Here is a 21,685-nt window from a genome sequence, read left to right as displayed (position 1 = left end):
AGCTTATATTCTACCCGTACGTTGGCGTAGAACAGAGCTGAACATAAGCCTGAATTTATAGGCATTCGAAATTCTGATTCTTCCTGCCATTAGCTGAGCCGCAGTTTTCTTTCTAATCTTATCAAAAAGCTTTCTATAATAAATGTAAGCCAGGTATACACCACCTCTAGAAGATACTGGCAATTGACGTATGCCTTCCAATGCAGCATCAAACTCACCTGCAATATCCTCTTCAATTGCCCTTTTCTTTTCGTCCGAAAAATCAGAAAGGTCAACGCCTGGGAAATAGGTGCGGCCAAGCAGATAAAAGTCTGCATTTACATCCCTTAGGAAATTGATTTTTTGGAAAGCAGAACCCAATTTCATTGCAGGCTCTTTCATCCGCTCGTATCTTTCCATGTTTCCGTCGGAAAAAACGTATAAACACATCAGACCTACCACTTGTGCCGAACCAAGAATATAACGCTCATATTTTTCTTGTGTGTAAACTTCCCTGTTAAGGTCCATTTCCATGCTGTTAAGAAAAAGATGGATTAGTTTTAAATCTATGCCATACTTATTAACTACTTCCTGAAAAGAGTTTAATACCGGATTTAAACTTATCGAATCCCGCACTGCTTCCAAACAGTCCCTTTTAAACCTGAATAAAAGTGATGCCTTGTCATATCCATGGAAACTGTCAACGATTTCGTCGGCAAGCCTTACAAATCCGTAAATGGCATAAATTGGTCCCCTGATCTCCTTATTTAGAAAATTGATGCCAAGAGAAAAACTGGTACTGTATGTTCTGGTAACGTTTCTGCTGCATTGGGCAGATACTTTATCAAAGGTTTCTTTCATTGTTGTTGATACTGGTGGAGGACCACAATTGTGGACCGGATTGATTTAATTTGGCTTGTTAGCCCTTTAATATGACGATTACAGTTTTACAGCCGGGTTTTCATAATGAAAATCTTCTAGTTTCAGCAGCAGCCGGATCAGGTCCATTTTTTCTGAATCAGAAAGCGGACGGGTTACATTTGCCGAAGCAAGTTTAATGTCTGCAATACTTTCTTTTAAGTGCCGGCTGCCCTCTGGTGTAATATGAATAATCCTGCTTCTCTTATCTTTATCGGTAGATTGCTGCAGCGCAAGGCCCTTTTTTAGTAGTCTGTTAATAATTAACGTACCTGTTGCTTTTTCATGAATATTTGCTCTAATCAGTGCAGCTTTGCTCATGCTTCCCGCCGAGGCGAGAGTAATCAGGTAAATAAATTCATCAGGTGTAGAAAAGGCAGAACCTGCAATGGCCGCTTTTGCATGCAACTTGGCATACCGGTACAGGTGTACCAGCGAAGTATTGATCACACTGTCTGCCGAGCGCCCTTTTTCTTTTCCGTCCCAATCGGTATGATCCACATCAGCCCTTGGCTTTTCAGCGCGACTGTTCACCCAGCTAAGGAATGGAGCCAGCGCTTCGCTTGGGTTTTCATTGCTGCTTTCGTAAGTTTTAACGAGTGTTATCAGTTCACTTAAAAGATTGTACATCATGATGCTGTGGTTTGTATTTTTAACTGGCTGTTCGGTTATTTTCAGGTAGTTTGCCCTGTTTTCAGTATCTCATCTACAACGGTGCAGGCACTTTTCATGGCACCGTTTATCGATCCATTTAGCAAATAATCACCGCAGAGGTAGCACTTTGGCGATATCTGTGTTGATTTAGGATCAATTTTATGCCCGGCATGTTTATTATCCGGTAGGGCGTGAGGAATTGCATAAGTGGCCAGTAGTTTCCATTTTGCCGCCTGTGGATACCATTGTATTAGTTCTTTCCTTACTTGGAATTCAATATCTGCAGCTCCTAGTAAATTTGCGGTTCTGATCGATACCGAAATAAGCGACTGCCCTTTAGGTGCATATGATGGCGCAACATGTTCCATAAAAGCAATATTATTAATCAATTGCCCACTTATGGCGTTCAAGGCGATTCTTTTTGAAGAGGATGTTTTTTCATCGCTAGAAAAATATAAGGTAAATGCATCTTTTTTGAGGTGAAGATCCATGTTTTGGTCTGATTGGGAAATATTATTTGTGCCTGTAGCAATAATGATGTATTCGGCCTCATATCTTCTACCTGAACTGCCGAATACCACGCCATTTTTTATTTCTATGATTTTCTCTTTCAATACCAGTTCATCCGGATTTAAACATTCGGCAAGCTGTTTACTGATTTCTCCCATGCCAAGGGCAGGAACAGCGGCGGCACCTTCACTAAGCATTTTAAAAACAAATTCGAACATCCTGCTGGATGTATCGAGCCTGTTTTCAAGAAAAATCCCTGAAAAGAATGGCTTAAAAAATTTTGCTGTAAGTTTTTCGCTGAAACCCAAATCATTAAGATAAGAAAGTGTTTCAGTCTCTTTTTTTTGGAATATTTCTTCAACGCTCGTGAATGTTAACCTGGCCTTTAATTTTAGCAACCGTAACTTGTCGCCAAGGCTACCAACAGGAGAAAACAAGGTTTTAAGCAGCATGAATGGCTCCCTGATTGGATCTCCGATTTTATGGCTTCCGTTTTCATCAAGAATTTCTGCCCCAGGAAGAAAAGCCTTTAGGTTAAGTTTTTTATAATCGAGAAGTTTTTTCGCTTCAGGGTAAGCGGTGAGCAAAACCTGAAAACCCCGATCTAAGATAAAACCGTCTTTATGGTCGCTTCTTGCCCTGCCCCCTAATCCGTCAGACGCCTCAGTAACCAGAATTTTCCTGCCAGCCTGTTTTAGGAGCTTGGCCGCAGAAAGACCTGCTATCCCTCCACCAACAATAACCACATCGAATTTTTCGTTTTTCATAACTGTTAACAATTTTATGCCCAATAAAGGGATAGTTTTGGCTTAGCTAAAAACTGGAAATAGCGATGCGGTTCTTTCGAATAAAAGATAACTGCATGCTGTTTTAATAATCCTGCCCAATAGCACTCCTAGTTTTAAACTTTCTGTTAATCGGTTACAAATTAGTCCTTAAACTGCCCATACCACCATCTACTGGAATCACTTGCCCTGTAATCCAGCTGCTTTCTTGCGAAAGAAGAAAGGCAATGGCCGCACTAATGTCTTCAGGCTCACCGTATTTTCCCATCGGATGTCTTTTAGCCGAAGCCTCCATTTTATCGGGTGTATTGAGGAATTTGGAGGCAAGTGGAGTATTGGTTAGCGAGGGCGATACCACATTTACCCTGATTCCGTTTGAGCTTAGCTCTGCAGCGAGTGATATAGCAAGCCCTTCCAATGCAGCTTTTGAGGCTGCAATGCTTGAGTGAAATCCCATTCCTGTTCTGGCCGCTACAGAACTGATGAACACGATTGACGCTGAAGGAACATTTTTTAGTGATTTTAATGCGAGCTGTACAACGAGTGCAGCGCCCACAACATTTAGCCTGAAATCATCTATCAGGTCTTTTTCGCTTACCCGCGCAAAGGGTTTGAGGTTAATACTTCCTACACTATATACCACTCCGTGTAGCTCATCAGGAAGAAAGGAAGAAAGTGCATCGATATTGTCCATTACATCAATCGCTTGGTAGTGTACTGATGCTGGCCAGCTTTCTGAACTGTTTCTGGATGCCGCATATATATTTGCACCCTCTCTATCTAATAATTTTACCAGATCGAGGCCTATCCCTGAACTTCCCCCGATGATAAGAATGTTTTTGTCTTTAAATCTCATTGCGCTATATATCTTAAAAATTCATTTCTGGTATCCATATCCTTAAATTTTCCACTAAAGGATGTAGTCACTGTTGAACTGCCACTGTCCTGAATTCCTCGTGATGATACACAGTGGTGATTGGCATCAATCATAACCGCTACATCATCAGTATCCATTACCCGCTTAATTTCCTGGGCAATTTGCACGGTAAGTCTTTCCTGTACCTGTGGCCGCCTCGAATAGTACTGTACAATTCGGTTGAGTTTTGATAAACCGATCACTTTTCCATTGCTGATATATGCAACATGTGCTTTCCCCGTAATGGGCACAAAATGATGCTCACAGTTACTAAACACAGATATGTTTTTTTCTACCAACATCTCACTGTAACGGTAACGGTTTTCAAAAAGGGTGGTCGCAGGCTTATTTGCCGGGTTTAATCCACTGAATATTTCTTTTACATACATTTTGGCAATCCTGCCCGGTGTTCCTTTTAAACTATCATCTCTTAAATCCAACCCAAGGATATTAAGTATGCTGGTAAAATGTTCCGAAATGAGGGCGATTTTGGTTTCGTCATCAATATCAAATGCGTTTGTTTTTAAAGGCGTTTCGTAATATTCCGGTTCAATTTCGTAATCTGCTCGATTAAGGTCTGGCATATTTATATGGTGTATTTTTATACTAAGTTATGATATAAAAGATTATTAATATACTAATTGTTTGTATAATAAATCTATTCGGTCAAAATTTTAAAGTTTAATGACTTAATAATTTTGGAGATATTTCAATAGCGATTGAATTTAATTGGCGAGCGGTACCTAAAACCCATTATACTAAATGTTTACAATTCTATCTGCTTTTGATTTGTTTTGCTGATTTTCCGAAACGATTGAACTTAAAACTGGATACCCTTCATACTTATAAAACAGTATATTTTCTAAGCCTGGCGTTTGTAATCTATTACTACTGGCAAATCAAATGGATTAATCATTAATTAATTAATATTCGACTTGCATTTTTAAGGTAGCTATTTTAAAATAATGTGAATATTATTATATGTTTATTTATGTAAATTGTTGTTTTACATTTGTTTAATCATGCAGGAAAAACATAAACTTTGAATAGGATAGCTGTATGTGATGATAAGCCCTCTATAAGCAATTTTTTACTGAGGATTTTATACTAAATTGAAATGGCAAAATGGTTTATTTTAGCGCATTCAATAAACCCTGTGTTGCGAATCAAAGAAAGCTGTAATTTCGTCTGTCAAAATCTATTCTCTCCAAATTTTAGTACATTAGCTAATCTTTCCATCTTTTTATGAGGTTCATTTTTTTAACCATTCAATTTTTATTGCTGGTCTGTAGTATCAAGGGGCAGGTCGTGGAAAAATCGTCCCAAAATATCAGTCACAAAAATTATGTAGTTAAAACTTATGGCATCAATGCAATGAAATCAATGAATGAAAAGTTGAATAATATGCCAATACTACGAATTGCAGGTATTGAGATAGAAGCTGTTGCCAAAGAAATGAATCCGGTATTGTAGGGTTTGATCAACTATTACGGAAAATTCTATAGCGCTAAGTTGAAAGACTTTTTGCGTAGGGTCAACTCAAAGCTGGCCAACTGGGCAATCAGGAAATACAAAGGGTTAAGGGTTAGTTTGACCAGTGCGATGAAATGGATAAGTCGTTTACATAAACGAAAGCCAAACTTATTTGCACATTGGACATTTGGCTCGAAACCTACTATGGAATTACGATAATAAGAGCCGTATGATGGGAGACCATCACGTACGGTTCTGGCACATTGGACATTTGGCTCGAAACCTACTATGGAATTACGATAATAAGAGCCGTATGATGGGAGACCATCACGTACGGTTCTGTGAGAATCTCAGGTTGAAACACCTGGGTTTACTTGATAATTTTTTAAATGATGAGGTTACAAAAGCATACCAATCCTTTTTTTATTTTTCTTGTCTTGTTTTTTTACAATGCATTTGCCATTGCGCAAAGTAAAATTGTAAAAATCGAAATTGATCCATCAATTCAATTTCAGACGATTGAAGGTTTTGGTGCTTCTGATGCATGGTCTTGTCAGTTTGCAGGATTATGGCCTGACGAAAAAAAGAATAAAATGGCCGACTTGCTGTTTAGTTCAAAAATGACTGATACCGGCCAACCCGTTGGTATTGGTTTAAATATGTGGCGTTTTAGCATCGGTGCAGGTAGCGCAGCACAACATAAGGAAAGTGATATTGGCGACGAATGGCGTCGCCAATTATCCTTTCTCCAGCCAGATGGACAATACAACTGGAATGCAATGCCAGGCCAAACCTGGTTTTTGAAAGCAGCAAAAGCACGTGGAGTAAAGCAATTTATTGGCTTTGTAAACAGTCCGCATGTAGGGTTTACTAAGAATGGCAAAGCCTACTCAACGGATGGCAAATGCAACCTCAATTTTGATAAGCTTGATGCATTTTCGAACGATATGGTAGAAACAATTAAAGGATTAAAAACGACAACAGGAATAGAATTGGCCTATTTAAGTCCAGCAAACGAACCGCAGTGGAAATGGAATGAACATAATCAGGAAGGCTGTCCGTACACCAATTCAGAATTAGCACAGCTTTACAAAGGTGTAAATAAAGCATTTGCGGCAAATCAGATCAAAACAAAAATACAGATCGGTGAGGCAGGACAGCTTGATTATTTATACAATAACGGCAATAGTGAAAAAGGAAATCAGGTTGATCAATTTTTCAACGCTTCATCCCCAAATTATGTTGGGAACCTTTCACATTTAGATCAATCGATTTCAGGCCACAGTTATTTTACCACAAGTCCTGAGCAAAAATTCATCAACACCCGGAAAAAAACTGCCGAAGCAGTGGCCAAAATTAAAGGTTTGAGGTACTGGATGTCTGAATACTGTATTTTGGGAGATAGTTTGATGAGGGGCGAAAAACGTGATCTTGGCATTGCCCCGGCACTTTTTATTGCAAAATTGATTCATCACGATCTTGTACTGTCAAATGCCACTTCCTGGCAATGGTGGTTGGCAATATCATCAGGCGATTATAAGGATGGGTTGGTTTACATCGACAAAAACAAAACCAACGGACAAGTTTACGATAGTAAAATGTTATGGGCTTTGGGTAATTACAGTCGCTTTATTGGCGAAGGCAGTAAACGGCTTTTTGTAAAAGGCGAAGCAAACCAGGTTTTTGTATCTTCTTATCAAAATGACAAAAAACTGGTAACGGTTGCGGTTAACTTAACAGAAAATGATCTCGATCTTGATATGAATGTAAAAGGGAAAAAACAAAGTGTTGTACAAACTTATGTTACTTCAACTGAATACAATTTAACACCTTTTAAAAAATATAAAAATACTAAAAGTGTTCGTGTACCTGCTAAATCTATCACCACAATACTTAGTAATTAGGCTTAACAATCATTAATAACGCTCTCAATTTTTAACTCCCCATTTGGTTTGAGCTGAAAAGCATTTATAAATCGATAAGGGAAACTATGCTTTTGATTTTTTACTTAAACACTTAAAATGAGAACCACCTTAAAACGTTTTATCACTACCGTAATCTTAATTACCTGTTTCGCCAGTTTTGGCGCATTTGCACAAAAGCAGCATACTTTTAAACTTGCCGATTCCGTTTTTCTCCTTGATGATAAGCCTTTTCAAATCATTTCAGGAGAAATGCATTATCCCCGCATTCCGCGTGAGGCATGGCGCGACAGGATGAAAATGGCCAAAGCTATGGGTTTAAATACCATTGGTACCTACGTATTCTGGAATGTACACGAACCCCAAAAAGATCGTTGATAAGGCGTTGGGTAAAAACATGAAAGTAATTTTATCTTATTGGGAAAGTGCCTCATCACGCAATGGAACCATTGATGATGTAAATCAATTTTGGTGCGTGTGGCAAACTGTAGTTAACAAATATGGGAGCAACGGAAATGTATTTTTCGAACCCATGAATGAGCCTCATGGATATACACTTGCCCAACTAACGAGTATTTATGCCGAATGGCTTTCTCGGTATCATAATGTAACCAAAGGAAGAATTATTTTGGACGGCTCAGGTTACTCCGAAAATGTTAATTCGATTGGTTCTGATAGCCGTTTTTCAAGCTGTTTACTGGCCTTGCACAACTATGCTTATTGGGCCAACAGAACTCAATCGGGTTGGGAGGCAGATTGGAGAAGCCGCTATGGTAATTTTGCTAGCCGAACCGTGGTTACCGAATTTGGTGCAACCATGACTACCGGTAAAAATTATACAGGTGCTGCTGGCAATGATAATGAGATCGCATACATCGTTGGTGCAACCAATGTTTTCAGAAATGATCGCGTTGCAAGCGTATACTGGCCAGGACTTAGAGATAATGATACCTACAGTATTCAAAGGCGAGGTGGAAGCGGAACGAATATTACCTTAACCACAACAAACGCATCAGGAGTGTCCCGAATCCGTTATGGTTGGGGATTGTAATCAAAACCTAAGGTAGTTTAGGCCAGAAAGCCTGGCTAAATATATGATGCAAACAGCTGTCTGGAAATATTTCTGGCAGCTGTTTGTGTTTAAAGGGGGGGCTTAATACTCAATCAAGATCATCTAAGTCCATTATTCCAATTATTGATTTTTCCATCAGTTTAATTTAAAAACTTGTAATTTATTATCTTTATCAAAAAACCTGTATATGAAAGCATTTTTAGGGACGGGCCTATTGGGCGCGAATTTTGTAAAAGCCATGCTCCAAAAAGGAGATCAGGTACAAGTATGGAACAGGACATCATCAAAGGCTAAAGCACTTGAAAATGACGGGGCGAAAGCTTTCGGCAATAGTGTTGATGCCGTGAAAAATGCAGATGTAATTCACCTTACGTTAAAGGATGACAGTACGGTTGATGAAGTTCTGGAAGCTGCAAGCTCCGGCTTTAAACCAGGCGTAACAATTATTGATCATACCACTACCTCTGCCAAAGGTGCTATTGAAAGAACAGCATCCTGGAAGGCAAAAGGATTTACTTACCTGCATGCGCCTGTTTTTATGGGGCCACCAAATGCGCTCGAAAGTACAGGTAATATGCTGGTATCGGGCAATCAGGAAGTAATTGAAAAATGGTTGCCCGAATTATCAAAAATGACCGGCAAAGTAATCAATTTCGGACCAGAAGAGGGAAAAGCAGCAGCCATAAAATTGGTGGGTAATCTTTTTCTTATTTCACTAAACGCAGGCTTGGCTGATGTGCTCGCCCTTGCTAAAGCACTTGCAATACCTGCTACTGATATCGCATCGCTATTTGAATCATGGAATCCGGGAGCAGGTGTACCGGCCAGGTTTAATAAAATACTTACGGGCGATTTTACTAAGCCATCCTGGGAGCTGGATATGGCACGTAAAGATGCTGGTTTAATGTTGCAGGCAGCAAATGAAGAAGGTGTAAAACTAAATGTGTTACCAGCCGTTATTTCGGAAATGGATAGGTGGATTGCTAATGGTTATGGTGGAAACGATTGGAGTATAATCGCTAAAGACAATCTTTAATGATGTAATAAATAGTAGAATTTTTGGCTGATTATCAGTTATTTGTGTGTTTTTTTATATTCAAATTTAACCTTATTTTGGTTACTTGAATTATTTAATGCAATTTTGTTGCGATTTGAAAAGGGAAGCTACATATAAACAACAGATAAAAAACATTTTGGCCATCTGGTTAATAATGCTTTTTGTTGGCACCTCATTATTTCAGATTTATCACCACCACGAACATCTTGCAAATCATAAACAATACAGCCAAACATCCATACAAAAATGGGTTAAAAGTTGCCAAGTTTGCGATTACCTGGTACATCATCACGCTGTACCCATTTTAAATGCACATCATTTCGAGTTAGTACCCCCTTTAAAATCTACCGCTGAATTTGCAGGTAGGTATTACATTGGTTTTTATAAATTTACTTTACAGGGCTTTACCAACAAAGGGCCACCAAGTATCAATTCTTAAAACCTGGTTTTCATGCCAGGATCTATGCCCTTTCAGGGCAATTTAATCCCACACTCCAATTTTATTACCGGTTAGCCGAATGTATTCGGTTTGCCTAAAAAATTCGCGTAAGCGTATATTTTTCCTATGAAGAAAATTATGCTGCTATTGGTTAGCACATTTTTTTGCTGCGGTATAATGGCTCAAACCCACCCTTTAAACGGTGTAATTACAGATGATTTTCAGCATCCGCTTGCGGGCCTGAATGTTAAATTAATCAATACTGGTTTTTTTGCAGTTAGCGATTCTTCGGGCAAGTTTAATTTTCAGCTTCCGAACGGAAAATATGAATTAATGGTAAATGCCATAGGTTTTCAATCCGTTAAAAGAAACATTGTTATTGATGGAAAGGCTGTTTATCTGGTTTTAAAATTAACAATCCATTCACAGTTGTTGAACGAGGTTACTGTAAAAAGTAAAGCCATTGATGAACGCAGACGGCAAGAATCGTTAAATGTTGAAGTGGTTAGGACTGATTTTATTCAGCAACATTTAGGGGGCAGTTTAATGAATACGCTCCAAAGGTTGCCAGGTATTAAAACAATCGGAATTGGCTCGGGCCAGTCTAAACCTCTAATACGGGGTTTGGGCTTTAACCGTGTGGTGGTGGTTGATAAGGGCATAAAACACGAAGGGCAGCAATGGGGTGCCGATCATGGATTGGAAATTGACCAGTTTGCGGCAGAGGAAGTGGAACTGATTAAAGGTGCTGCGTCATTTGTTTACGGTTCTGATGCCATTGGCGGTGCCATTAATATTAAAGCACCGGTTTTGCCTGCCCCAAACAGTTTTGGTGGTGAGTTAAATTTAATCGGTAAAACAAATAATGCTTTATACGGCACTTCAGTACGGTTGTTCAAAAGGAAAGAAAGGCTGTTTTTCGATGGTCGCTTTACTTATCAAAATTATGGTGATTACCGTGTGCCTACAGATAGCCTTTATGTATACGATTTTGCTGTGGGCTTGCACAAAAACCATTTAAGGAATACTGCTGGTAGAGAAACGGGTATTCATTTCAATACCGGATATATTACCTCGAAATTCAAAACCCTATTTTATTTGAGCAATACCTATAGCAAAAGTGGTTTTTTTGCCAATGCACATGGCCTGGAACCAAGGAGGGTTAATGCGGAAGTTCACGATGCCAGCTCACGCGATATTTTGATGCCATACCAACAGGTGATTCATTTTAAACTGATTAATAAAAACAGCTGGATTGTTAAGCGCCACAATATTGAACTGGAGTTCGGTTATCAACATAATTTCCGTCAGGAGTACAATCATTATGTAAATCATGGCTATATGCCGCCTGTTTATCCGAATGCGATGAATATCCCAATTGATTTGGAAAGAGAATTTGATAAAAAGGTTTATGCTTTAAATGCAAAAGATCAGATCACTTTAGGCAAACATCAATTGCAAATCGGAATAAACGGTGAGTTGCAAAATAATGTGATAAACGGCTGGAGTTTTTTAGTACCTGCGTTTAAGCAAAAAGGGTTAGGTGCCTATGCTTACGATAAGTTGAAGCTAAATGACAAAGTATTGCTCCACGCTGCCATTAGGTATGATGTGGCACAAATAAATTTGTTGAGGTACACCGATTGGTTCTTTTCTGAAACGGAAAATGGTTCTAGGGGAAAACTGGTTAGGGCCAATAATTTAATCCGGAATTTTAATAGTTTCGTATGGTCGGCGGGGATTAATTACAATGTTGATCAGTTTGAATTTAAGGCGAATATTGGAAAGAGCTTCCGCATTCCGATAGCAAAAGAACTTGGCGCAAATGGTGTAAATTACCATTATTTCAGCTACGAAAAGGGAAATCCGAATCTCAATCCGGAGCAGTCTTATCAAGCAGATTTCGCTATCGGTTTAAATACTGAGAAGTGGACAGTTAAGTTAAGCCCTTTCTTTAATTATTTTCCCAACTATATTTATCTGAATCCTACTTCAGCCCACGATTATTTCTACGGCGCAGGCAATCAGGTTTTCGAGTATGCGCAGAGCGAAGTGTTGCGTTATGGTGGCGAAATACAGGTTAAGTATCAGTTTGCACATCAATGGAGTGCCGAAGTTTTGGCAGAATATTTATATGCACAACAATTATCCGGAGATAAAAAAGGCTATACACTGCCCTTTTCTCCGCCAGCTTCTGCGTTAGTCAATTTAACCTATGCACCCCAAAAACTAGTTGGCTCATCAGCTACGTACTTTTCCTTGGATTACCGAATCACCGCCGAACAGCTCAACATTGTTCCGCCAGAGCGAAAAACAGCAGGTTATAGTTTGTTCAATTTGCAGGCAGGAACGAAAATTCAGATCAGCAATCGTCCGCTTCACATCAGTGCACAATTGCAGAATGTATTCAATACAAAATACCTTAACCATACCAGCTTTTATCGCTTAATCGGTTTGCCGGAACAAGGCCGTAACCTGGTGCTTTCTGTTAAACTGCCTTTCAATTTTAATCGTCAATAAAAAATCAATGAAAACAAAACAATTGCTTATCGCACTGCTCACTGTAGCAACAGTATTTTCTGCCTGTAAAAAAGATACCGAAGAAATCGATACCGAATATCCATCAATTGATTTAACAGGATCAGCTTTTCCGCAACAATGTGCCATTATTAAAAAAGGAGAAAAATTTATTTTTAAAGCCACGCTGAATGATAATGTTGAATTGGGTTCGGTGAGTGTAGATGTGCATCACAATTTCGATCACCATAGTCATAGTACCGAAGTAAATGATTGCAATTTGGGTGCTGTAAAACAACCCGTAAACCCATTTCTGCTTATTAAGGATTTTCCTGTTCCATCAGGCTTGAAAACCTATGATATTGCCCAGGAGATAATTGTGCCCGCAAATATAGATGCAGGAGATTACCACTTCTTAATTCGGCTAACCGATAAAACCGGATGGCAAACGCTTAAAGGCATAAGCATCAAAATCAATTAATAAAAAATCTAATTATTTAAAATACAAAAAATGAAAATTCAGAACAAACTTAAAACTGCATTATTATTTGCACTGTTGGCAACAGGTTTTGCCGCTTGTAAAAAAGATAACAATACTACAGAACCGGTACCCGAAGCCGTTTTAAAAGAGCATAAATTTTTAAGGGTTTTAGTAGCTGATGAAACCTCCCCCGTACTTACCCAAATAGAACCCTCTACGGGTAAAATAACTGCTTTTACTGGTAAATATCCTTTAGCCAATATTTATGGAACAGCATCTGGCAGATATGCAGCAGTACTTTACGGAGCGCAGAATTTGGTAGAGGTATTTGACAGTGGTTTGCAATCGCACGATGACCATATCGATGTAGACGGAATCGCCAAATGGGCAGCCATCACAGCAAATGGAACCAAGCCAACCCATTTTAAAAGCAAAAACAATGAATCTTTAATTTTTAACGATGGCGATGGAACTTTAAGCGTTGCTAATGATGCAGATTTTAATACGGCAAACGCAAAGTTTAAAACGGTAAATGCTGGTTTACTGCCTCATCATGGTGCAATGGCACAGTTTAGCAATGGCAACTATGCCATCACTTCAACCGCAACTTCGGGTGTATCGCCTACAAGGGTAATTATAACCGATAAAAATGGTACGTTGATACATTCGTCTACTTTAGAAGTGGGTGCAATACATGGTAATGCGAGCGATGGCCAAAATGCTGTATTCGGTGCTTATACCACATCGGCAGCAACTGCAGGAGGTGTTTTGGTTGTGGCACAAAATGGTACGCAACGTATAATTTCAAATCCTGATGGTTTTGGTGCATTTCGGTTGGCTACTATTCTATATGCTGAAAGTGCCAAAAAATTCATTGGCTATGTTGCTGCGAAAGGTGCTTATTTAATTGATTTAACAACAAACAAGATCAATCCAATTTATGCAGGTGCCGATGCTTTTCAATGTAAGGTAGATTATGCAGGTAAAAACTTATTGGTGTTAACACTTGATGGTAAATTAAGAATTTATGATTTGCTAACAGGTGGTTTGAAGAAAGAGGGCACAGTGATTACCTCTATTGCAGCTGCCGATACATATAAACCGGTATTAGAAGCTACAGCAAGGTTTGCTTATGTAGCGATGCCGGCTAGTGGCGAGGTTCACCAAATCGATCTGACCGATTTTACAAAAGTTATAAAACATAAGGTTACTGCACGCCCGGTAAGGTTAACCCTGCTTGGTTTCGAAAGTAGCGCAGAACATTAATATTTTCAAATAAGGCTGTATCATATTTATAAACCCGTCTTGATTTTTAAAGTTGAATTTTCAAGCAAATCGATTATGCGGTCATGGATTGAGTTTCGTAGAGCGGTCGCCATTGCTGAGGCAAGAAGCCATCTTAAAGCGTACGTGGTCGCAATTGTTATAAAATTGTCTCCCACGAATTTGAAACCCGCTGCAAGATGACAAACTTTCTCAGCCAATAAATATGATACAGCCTTTTTAACCCATTTCAAATGAAAAATCCAATACATAAACTAACCACTTTACTCATCTTGTTGGTGGTTTTTGCAACAAGTTGTAAAAAAGAAAAAAGCCCTGAAATAACTGCACCAACCGCTACCAACATTGAAATAGGTACGGCCAATAACAGGCAAGCCATAAGGGGAAGAGATTTCCATTTAAATGCAGATGTAATTGCTGGTGATAAAATTAAAAGCGTAGAAGTTAAAATACTTCAAAAAGCAGGACAAACATATACCGCAAACTGGAAGTTTGAACTGGCCTGGGAGCAGTACAATGGCGTAAAAAACACCAATGTACACAAACATTTTACCATCCCTGCAGAAGCACCTGAAGGAAAGTACGATTTCTATTTTACTGTGTACGATGAAAACGGGACCAAGTTGGAAATAAAAGAAGATTTTACCATTATAGATGCCACCAGTATTGAAGTTGATCCAAAAATTGGCCGCGACATTTTTTCCAGGAATGGTGCCATGATTTATTACATGGATACCTTCGTTGAGCAAGAACTCATTTTAAAAAAAGGTGACGAATTTACAGCCCATGCACAGGTAAGCGGCATAAAAGGTGATGGAATATTATATACCGTATTAATTAAGAGAAAAGCCAGCTATTTCCCCGAATCAATTGATAAGCTCGATTTAAATAAAACGATTGTGATTGCTAAAGTTGCACATAATGGCTTGCCAAGTGCTTCAAAAGTATCAACATTAAAACAGATTAATGGCATTTATGGTGGCGAAAGTATAATTATCGGTGCAGAAAAAGATGGCAATGAGCCTAATGCAAATCCCATAGTCGGCGAAAAAGCATGGGAATCCGGCCAGTATAACCTGGTAATTCTTTATAAAAACACCACTTATAATATGAGCACCTATAAATCCATCCCAATCACCATTGTTTATTAAATTGAAAAAGAAAAATAGCATTTATCATATTTCAATCTCCTTAATGTTGCTTATAACCTTTTTAATAGGTATGCTGTTAGGAGCTGCATTAATATTACATATCGACTAGGTTAATCCTTTGATGAAACATTTTTAAAGGTGGATTATTTTATAATTCTTTTTATTTCCAAAGTTTAATGTGAAGTATAATTTTCGTTGATATGGATTGTTGAAGCAGCTTAAATGCTTGATATTTAACCATAATAGATTCTAGCTATTCCGTTATAGAATTAAATGATTGTGATTAGTTATTCCAATTCTCTAAATTTATATAATCCCGAATAATTCTTTTATGGGTTCAATATTTCACTAAACAAATTATATAAATGGAAAACGAAGCAAACGATATCAGTAAGTGCCCTTTTCACAACGGTAGCATGAAAAGCAATGTAGGTGGTGGCGGCACCAGGAATAACGACTGGTGGCCAAAACAATTAAAGTTGAGCATTTTACGCCAACATTCTAATTTATCCCATCCTATGGGAAGTTTTAACTATGCCGAAGCCTTTAAAAGCCTTGATTTGGATGCCTTAAAAGCAGATCTTCATGCACTTATGACCGATTCACAAGATTGGTGGCCGGCAGATTTTGGGCACTATGGAGGTTTGTTTATCCGGATGGCCTGGCATAGCGCCGGCACGTACCGTGTGGGCGATGGCCGCGGAGGGGCAGGTGCCGGATTACAACGTTTTGCACCTTTGAACAGTTGGCCCGATAATGTGAGTCTTGATAAAGCACGCAGGTTACTCTGGCCAATTAAACAGAAATATGGAAACAAAATTTCATGGGCCGATCTGATGATTTTAACCGGTAATATTGCCTTGGAATCAATGGGTTTTAAAACCTTTGGTTTTGCCGGTGGACGTGAGGATGTTTGGGAAGCAGATGAATCAGTTTATTGGGGATCAGAAACCACCTGGTTAGGTGGCGATCTTCGTTATGCTCATGGTTCAGATGGTGCAGGTAAAGCACATGGTGTAGTGGTAACAGATGATGATGCCGATGGCGATATCCATTCACGCAATTTAGAAAAACCACTTGCTGCGGTGCAGATGGGATTAATTTATGTAAATCCTGAAGGACCGGACGGAAATCCTGATCCAGTGCTTGCCGCTAAAGATATCCGCGATACCTTCGGCCGCATGGCTATGGATGATGAAGAAACAGTTGCGCTTATTGCAGGTGGCCATACTTTTGGTAAAACACATGGTGCTGCCTCAGCAGATCATGTAGGTAAAGAACCTGAGGCTGCAGGTATTGAAAGTCAGGGCTTTGGCTGGCACAACAGCTATGCATCTGGTAAAGGTAGTGATACGATTACCAGCGGACTTGAAGTAACCTGGACCACCACACCTACCCAATGGAGCAATAATTTCTTTGAAAACCTTTTTGCATTTGAATGGGAATTAACAAAAAGCCCTGCTGGTGCTCACCAATGGGTGGCTAAAAATGCAGAAGCCATTATCCCTGATGCATTTGACGGTACAAAGAAACATTTACCAACTATGCTTACCACCGATCTTGCGTTGAGAATCGATCCGGCGTATGAAAAAATATCCAGACGGTTTTTAGAAAATCCCGATCAGTTTGCTGATGCTTTTGCAAGGGCCTGGTTTAAATTAACACACCGCGATATGGGGCCGATAGCCCGTTATCTTGGTCCGGATGTACCGCAGGAAGAATTGCTTTGGCAAGATCCAATTCCGGCAGTTAACCACGCGTTGATCAATGACAGTGATATTGCGGTTTTAAAAACAAAGGTGCTGGATGCTGGCTTGAGTATAGCTGAGTTGGTTTCTACCGCATGGGCTTCGGCTTCAACCTTCCGTGGTTCTGATAAACGTGGTGGAGCCAATGGCGCGCGTATCCGTTTAGTGCCTCAAAAAGATTGGAAAGTAAATAATCCGGTTCAATTGCAAAAGGTGTTAAATGTATTGGAGGGTATTCAAAAAGAATTTAATGATGCACAAGTTGATGGTAAAAAAGTTTCATTAGCCGATTTAATCGTATTGGCGGGTGCTGCTGCTGTAGAAAAAGCTGCCGGATATTCAATTTCAGTGCCATTTACTCCAGGTCGTATGGATGCCTCCCAAGCACAAACCGATATAGAATCTTTCAGTTATTTAGAGCCCGTTGTTGATGGTTTCCGCAATTACCGCAACTCAAAATCACCAGTTCCAACAGAAGAATTTTTGATTGATAAAGCTCAGTTATTAACTTTAACTGCACCAGAGTTAACCGTATTGGTAGGTGGTTTGCGCGCCTTGGATACCAATTTTGATGGTTCCAAAAATGGTGTTTTAACCACTACTCCAGGTAAATTGACTAACGATTTCTTTGTAAACCTATTGGATATGGAAACCGCATGGAAAGCCATTGCCGAAGACAAAGAACTTTATATCGGGAGCAGCCGTTCAACTGGTCAGCCTAAATGGACAGCAACCCGTGCCGATCTTGTATTTGGATCTAATGCCGAACTGAGGGCAATTGCCGAAGTGTATGCAAGTTCGGATGCACAGGGTAAATTTATAAAAGACTTTGTGGCCACCTGGAACAAAGTGATGAATTTAGATCGTTTTGATTTGAAATAACTTTAAAATAATAAGTGCAAGGGGCTGTATGATCAATTTAATTGATGATATAGCCCTTTTTTTATAGAAAGCTTTACTACGGCTCTTCCAATGCTATTTCCACTCATGTTCACCCTATTATGGGCAACTGGTTGCAACAAACGCCGCTGTTATTTTTAAGCTGCACAATACTAAATCCGCGAAAAAAAAAATCTTAATTCAGTAATTTAAATAGATTTCTTAAGGATAATCAGAAAATCGGCATCAAACAGCTCAGGAATGAAGTTTAGCAGATAAACGTTTTTACTCGAACTTATGCGACTTATTCAAAAAAAATAACCCCTGTAAAAGTAATCATACTGTAATCTGCCTGCTGCGTTTAAACTGACATTTCCTGTCAAAATTATATTCTTGATTTTGTAGTAAAATATTTAATATTGGGTAGATAAATCGTTTTATCCACAACCAAATATGATGATGAGCTTAGGAGTATTTACCCTGTATTGTGCAGTGTATATCTTTGTGATTTACGCTGGTGTATATTTAGCCAATTCCGGTAATTTATCGCATTACTGTTCTGTTTACATCAAAAGCCTTTCCGATTAAAATAATGATTTGCATGTCAGTTATTTGTGATGAAATCGATAAAACGTTTTAGCTGCCAGCAGTTGAATTAAATATTATTAACTAACCATTTACTAAACCTAAACTAATGAAAATGAATCTACTCAAGATTTCAGGGCTTTCTGTGCTTTTTTTGCTCAATAGTCCTGCTTTTTCGATGAATCCGGGTGCCGAAAAATCCAGGGGATTTTCTGGCCTTCATGTGCTTACCGCGCACAATCAGAATCGAAAAGTTATTACCGGAACCGTATTGGATGAAAAGAACATGCCCATACCGGGGGTTGGCATTAAAAACATCACTTCGGGTAAAACTGCGGTAACCAACGAGGCCGGTAAGTTTAGCATCGATGCCAATGCCGGCGAGGTAATCCGTTTCTCCTACGTTGGTTATCAGAATAAAGATGTTACGGTAGGTAACGACGCAAACCTGAACATTAAACTATCACCTGCCGAAGCCAATAAACTTGATGAAGTTGTGGTAATTGGTTATGGTAGTGTGAAAAAAACAGATCTAACGGGCTCTGTTGGTGTGGTAAAGGCCAGTGAACTGCAAGAACGACCAGCGGCATCCCTAAACCAAGCCTTAGCCGGGCGTATTTCTGGTGTTCAGGTCAATACCAACTCGGGTAGGCCAGGTGGGCAAACCAATATCAAAATCCGTGGTTTCAGTTCCATCAATACCAGTAATAATCCACTTTATGTGGTAGATGGTGTGGCTTTACCTGTGGGCTCGCAAACGCAGAACAGTAATGCTATAGATTACATCAACCCTAGCGATATTGCATCAGTAGAGGTATTAAAAGATGCTTCATCCACAGCTATATATGGTGCAAGGGGAGCAAATGGAGTAATCTTAATTACCACCAAAAAAGGAACGGCAAATGCGCAACGGATTACCTACGATGCCGATTTTGGAATTAATACCCTGGCTGCACACCATGTTAAAATGCTCGATGCTTACGAATATGTAAAGGTTCAGGATCTGGCTTACGATAATATCAAAGTTTACGATCCGGTGGGTTGGGCGGCAGGAAACTATGCTTCCACACCAGTTCCGAAAGCTGCAAGGATTGCCCTGCCGCAGTTTTTTGATAGCAATGGAAACCCATTGTACAATACCGATTGGTTAAAAGAATCTACACAGAACAAACTCTCACAAAATCACCAGCTTGGTTTTACCGGAGGGAATGAAAACAGTACTTACGGTGTTTTTGCAGGCTATCGCGATGATGAAGGACTATTAAAAAACTCCTATTTAAAACGTTATTCGGGAAGATTTAACTTCGACAGTAAAATTAAGCCCTGGTTAAAAGTTGGTGGTAACTTGAGTTATAATAACCAGGATGAAAACATTGTAGATCAGGGAACAGGCGGTTTAAACTCTGTTCGTATGATTACCGAAGCATTTCCTTTTCTTCCGATTAAGCTGTCAGATGGCAAATGGGGCGATAATAAGTTAATTCCATGGGCAGAAGGTGGTTCTAATCCGGTACACATTTTAACCGATCAAAGATATGGCATGATTACACAAACTGCCTTGGGAAGCATTTATTCTACAATCAGTTTCAGTAAAGACCTCGAATTCCGCACCCAACTGGGCGCCAATGTAGTTAGCCGCAACATTAATGAATACAATGCAAAACAGCTCTATGGTATATCTGATGGGCAGAATGGTACGGCAAACGTAACCAACGATAGGGAAACATTCTGGTCGTTGGAAAATTATTTAACCTACAACAAACGTTTCGCCGAATCGCATGCCATTAATGCGTTATTGGGTATTTCGTGGCAGGCCACCAATTTCTTTAGCAACACCAGTCATGCAGAAAATTTTGTAACCGATTTTTATGGCAACAACAACATGGGTTCTGGCAGTAAATCCATCACTGTTGGTTCTAACCGGAACAGGTCTGCTTTCAACTCCTATTTTGGAAGGTTAAATTATGCATTTAAGGATAAATACCTGGTAACCTTTACGGGCAGGGTAGATGGATCGTCGAAATTCGGAGATAACCATAAATTCGCCTTTTTCCCTTCTGCGGCCTTGGCATGGAAAGCTTCCGATGAAGATTTTCTTAAAGGAAACAAAACAATCTCTAACTTAAAATTAAGAACCAGTTATGGTTTAAGCGGTAATTCCGAGCTTCCTGCTTATCAATCATTAGCCACCCTGGTAAACAATTCAGCCATTATTAACGATAGTAAAGTAACCGGTATCGGTATCGGCAGGCTGGCCAATCCCGATCTGGTTTGGGAAAAAACAGCACAGGTTGATGCCGGTTTGGAACTGGGTTTATTTAACAACAGGATTAATTTAGAGGCCGATCTGTATTACAGAAAAACAACTGATATGTTATTAGATGCCCCTGTGCCACGCACCTCTGGTTATTCGGTTATCAGAAAAAATGTAGGTTCGATGCAAAATAAAGGATTGGACTTAGGTATTAATACCGTTAACATACAAAGTGACGATTTTACCTGGAAAACCAGTTTTAACATTTCCCTTAACCGCAACAAAGTACTTTCTTTGGCCACACCCGATGATATTTTTGGTGTAGGCAATCCTAATTTTACCAATCAAACGGGTATTATTAGGGTTGGTGAGCCTGTAGGTTCGTTTTGGGGGCTTGTGCGTTTAGGTACCTGGAGCGAGGCAGAAAGGGCTGAAGCCGCTAAATATGTAAGCTACCGAGGTGGTAAAACTTTGCTGCCGGGCGATATTAAGTACTTGGATGTAAACGGCGACCATGCCATTACTGATGCCGACCGCCAGATTATCGGTAACGGATCGCCAAAAGGCTGGGGATCATTTTCAAACTCTTTCCGCTATAAAAATTTAGATCTGATTGTAGAACTTCAGTATTCTTATGGCAACGATGTGTTAAATATGACGCACCATTCTGGTGAAGACAGACAGGTACAGGCCAACAGTTTTGCCAGTGTATTAGATGCCTGGACACCTCAAAATCAGGATACTCCGATCGCGGCAATCAGAGATCAATCTGCCGGATATGTAACCAATGTTGATACGCACTGGTTAGAAGATGGCTCGTTCATCCGTGGGAAAAACCTTTTGCTGGGTTATACCTTTAATAAATCGCTTCTAGAAAAACTGCGGTTAAATAAGCTCCGTGTTTATGCCTCTGTTCAGAATTTCTTCTTGGCCACCAAATACACTGGTAACGATCCGGAGGTAACCACTTACGGTAACGTATTTGCACAAGGCCAAACATTTTTCGATTATCCAAAGCCAACAACATTTATGGTAGGCTTAAATATTGGATTGTAAACATT

General features: G+C 39.5%; 18 protein-coding genes. 13 read left to right on the top strand and 5 right to left on the bottom strand.

Annotated features, from left to right (window positions below; translation table 11 throughout):
* Positions 1 to 3: 3 nt before the first annotated feature.
* From ASE74_RS16615 to folE, 5 genes are all read right to left on the bottom strand, one after another.
* A complete protein-coding gene (locus ASE74_RS16615; RefSeq protein ID WP_055911363.1) occupies positions 4 to 840 on the bottom strand; it encodes a phytoene/squalene synthase family protein in 837 nt (278 codons plus the stop codon).
* A 78-nt stretch (positions 841 to 918) separates the two neighbouring features.
* Positions 919 to 1,530 (bottom strand): MarR family winged helix-turn-helix transcriptional regulator, encoded by a 612-nt coding sequence (locus ASE74_RS16610; protein WP_055911361.1) that lies wholly within the window; start codon positions 1,528 to 1,530, stop codon positions 919 to 921.
* Positions 1,531 to 1,571: 41 nt separating this feature from the next.
* On the bottom strand, positions 1,572 to 2,828 hold the full coding sequence (locus ASE74_RS16605) for an NAD(P)/FAD-dependent oxidoreductase (RefSeq protein WP_055911359.1): 1,257 nt from the start codon (positions 2,826 to 2,828) through the stop codon (positions 1,572 to 1,574).
* 154 nt (positions 2,829 to 2,982) lie between these two features.
* Entirely contained in the window at positions 2,983 to 3,702 is a 720-nt protein-coding gene (locus ASE74_RS16600; RefSeq protein ID WP_055911357.1) for an SDR family NAD(P)-dependent oxidoreductase, read from the bottom strand.
* Positions 3,699 to 4,346: a GTP cyclohydrolase I FolE gene (folE, locus tag ASE74_RS16595; RefSeq protein ID WP_055911355.1), complete on the bottom strand. Its 648-nt coding sequence runs from the start codon at positions 4,344 to 4,346 to the stop codon at positions 3,699 to 3,701. The genes ASE74_RS16600 and folE overlap by 4 nt, the downstream gene beginning before the upstream one ends.
* A gap of 724 nt (positions 4,347 to 5,070) precedes the next feature.
* Here folE and ASE74_RS16590 point away from each other — a divergent pair.
* The 13 genes from ASE74_RS16590 (at position 5,071) to ASE74_RS16530 (ending at position 21,680) form a co-directional block, all read left to right on the top strand.
* Positions 5,071 to 5,235 carry a hypothetical protein gene (locus ASE74_RS16590; RefSeq protein WP_157255458.1) on the top strand — a complete coding sequence of 55 codons (165 nt, stop codon included), beginning with the start codon at positions 5,071 to 5,073 and terminating at the stop codon, positions 5,233 to 5,235.
* A 3-nt stretch (positions 5,236 to 5,238) separates the two neighbouring features.
* Entirely contained in the window at positions 5,239 to 5,454 is a 216-nt protein-coding gene (locus ASE74_RS25510; protein ID WP_369800182.1) for a hypothetical protein, read from the top strand.
* 170 nt (positions 5,455 to 5,624) lie between these two features.
* Positions 5,625 to 7,139, top strand: a complete 1,515-nt coding sequence (locus ASE74_RS16585) for a glycoside hydrolase (protein ID WP_235526137.1) — start codon at positions 5,625 to 5,627, stop codon at positions 7,137 to 7,139.
* A gap of 117 nt (positions 7,140 to 7,256) precedes the next feature.
* Positions 7,257 to 7,535: a beta-galactosidase gene (locus tag ASE74_RS16580; protein ID WP_055911345.1), complete on the top strand. Its 279-nt coding sequence runs from the start codon at positions 7,257 to 7,259 to the stop codon at positions 7,533 to 7,535.
* Positions 7,507 to 8,208, top strand: coding sequence for a cellulase family glycosylhydrolase (locus ASE74_RS16575; RefSeq protein WP_055911343.1), 702 nt, complete (start codon positions 7,507 to 7,509; stop codon positions 8,206 to 8,208). The genes ASE74_RS16580 and ASE74_RS16575 overlap by 29 nt, the downstream gene beginning before the upstream one ends.
* A gap of 208 nt (positions 8,209 to 8,416) precedes the next feature.
* Positions 8,417 to 9,265: an NAD(P)-dependent oxidoreductase gene (locus ASE74_RS16570; RefSeq protein ID WP_055911342.1), complete on the top strand. Its 849-nt coding sequence runs from the start codon at positions 8,417 to 8,419 to the stop codon at positions 9,263 to 9,265.
* A gap of 157 nt (positions 9,266 to 9,422) precedes the next feature.
* A complete protein-coding gene (locus tag ASE74_RS16565) occupies positions 9,423 to 9,725 on the top strand; it encodes a hypothetical protein (RefSeq protein ID WP_157255457.1) in 303 nt (100 codons plus the stop codon).
* 177 nt (positions 9,726 to 9,902) lie between these two features.
* The gene (locus tag ASE74_RS16560; protein WP_157255470.1) at positions 9,903 to 12,245 is read left to right on the top strand and encodes a TonB-dependent receptor domain-containing protein; all 2,343 of its coding nucleotides are present in this window, start codon (positions 9,903 to 9,905) and stop codon (positions 12,243 to 12,245) included.
* A 7-nt stretch (positions 12,246 to 12,252) separates the two neighbouring features.
* Positions 12,253 to 12,723 carry a DUF4625 domain-containing protein gene (locus ASE74_RS16555; protein ID WP_055911338.1) on the top strand — a complete coding sequence of 157 codons (471 nt, stop codon included), beginning with the start codon at positions 12,253 to 12,255 and terminating at the stop codon, positions 12,721 to 12,723.
* Between the two features lie 30 nt (positions 12,724 to 12,753).
* The gene (locus ASE74_RS16550; protein WP_055911336.1) at positions 12,754 to 13,989 is read left to right on the top strand and encodes a hypothetical protein; all 1,236 of its coding nucleotides are present in this window, start codon (positions 12,754 to 12,756) and stop codon (positions 13,987 to 13,989) included.
* 251 nt (positions 13,990 to 14,240) lie between these two features.
* A complete protein-coding gene (locus ASE74_RS16540; protein WP_055911333.1) occupies positions 14,241 to 15,158 on the top strand; it encodes a DUF4625 domain-containing protein in 918 nt (305 codons plus the stop codon).
* A gap of 365 nt (positions 15,159 to 15,523) precedes the next feature.
* Complete coding sequence (katG, locus tag ASE74_RS16535) at positions 15,524 to 17,788, top strand: catalase/peroxidase HPI (RefSeq protein ID WP_055911331.1); 2,265 nt, start codon at positions 15,524 to 15,526, stop codon at positions 17,786 to 17,788.
* Between the two features lie 697 nt (positions 17,789 to 18,485).
* Positions 18,486 to 21,680 carry a TonB-dependent receptor gene (locus ASE74_RS16530; protein ID WP_200912316.1) on the top strand — a complete coding sequence of 1,065 codons (3,195 nt, stop codon included), beginning with the start codon at positions 18,486 to 18,488 and terminating at the stop codon, positions 21,678 to 21,680.
* Positions 21,681 to 21,685: the final 5 nt, after the last annotated feature.

The sequence above is a fragment of the Pedobacter sp. Leaf216 genome, from assembly GCF_001421515.1.
Taxonomy (GTDB): Bacteria; Bacteroidota; Bacteroidia; order Sphingobacteriales; family Sphingobacteriaceae; genus Pedobacter.
Note: the sequence above shows the minus strand (reverse complement) of the source record. Positions and strands in the feature narration are given on the sequence as shown.

Bases quoted from the DNA above. Each gene is read 5' to 3' on its own strand.
- ASE74_RS16615 (WP_055911363.1), bottom strand. From the start codon at position 840: ATGAAAGAAACCTTTGATAAAGTATCTGCCCAATGCAGCAGAAACGTT.
- ASE74_RS16610 (WP_055911361.1), bottom strand. From the start codon at position 1,530: ATGATGTACAATCTTTTAAGTGAACTGATAACACTCGTTAAAACTTAC.
- ASE74_RS16605 (WP_055911359.1), bottom strand. From the start codon at position 2,828: ATGAAAAACGAAAAATTCGATGTGGTTATTGTTGGTGGAGGGATAGCA.
- ASE74_RS16600 (WP_055911357.1), bottom strand. From the start codon at position 3,702: ATGAGATTTAAAGACAAAAACATTCTTATCATCGGGGGAAGTTCAGGG.
- folE (WP_055911355.1), bottom strand. From the start codon at position 4,346: ATGCCAGACCTTAATCGAGCAGATTACGAAATTGAACCGGAATATTAC.
- ASE74_RS16585 (WP_235526137.1), top strand. From the start codon at position 5,625: ATGATGAGGTTACAAAAGCATACCAATCCTTTTTTTATTTTTCTTGTC.
- ASE74_RS16580 (WP_055911345.1), top strand. From the start codon at position 7,257: ATGAGAACCACCTTAAAACGTTTTATCACTACCGTAATCTTAATTACC.
- ASE74_RS16575 (WP_055911343.1), top strand. From the start codon at position 7,507: ATGTACACGAACCCCAAAAAGATCGTTGATAAGGCGTTGGGTAAAAAC.
- ASE74_RS16570 (WP_055911342.1), top strand. From the start codon at position 8,417: ATGAAAGCATTTTTAGGGACGGGCCTATTGGGCGCGAATTTTGTAAAA.
- ASE74_RS16560 (WP_157255470.1), top strand. From the start codon at position 9,903: ATGGCTCAAACCCACCCTTTAAACGGTGTAATTACAGATGATTTTCAG.
- ASE74_RS16555 (WP_055911338.1), top strand. From the start codon at position 12,253: ATGAAAACAAAACAATTGCTTATCGCACTGCTCACTGTAGCAACAGTA.
- ASE74_RS16550 (WP_055911336.1), top strand. From the start codon at position 12,754: ATGAAAATTCAGAACAAACTTAAAACTGCATTATTATTTGCACTGTTG.
- ASE74_RS16540 (WP_055911333.1), top strand. From the start codon at position 14,241: ATGAAAAATCCAATACATAAACTAACCACTTTACTCATCTTGTTGGTG.
- katG (WP_055911331.1), top strand. From the start codon at position 15,524: ATGGAAAACGAAGCAAACGATATCAGTAAGTGCCCTTTTCACAACGGT.
- ASE74_RS16530 (WP_200912316.1), top strand. From the start codon at position 18,486: ATGAATCTACTCAAGATTTCAGGGCTTTCTGTGCTTTTTTTGCTCAAT.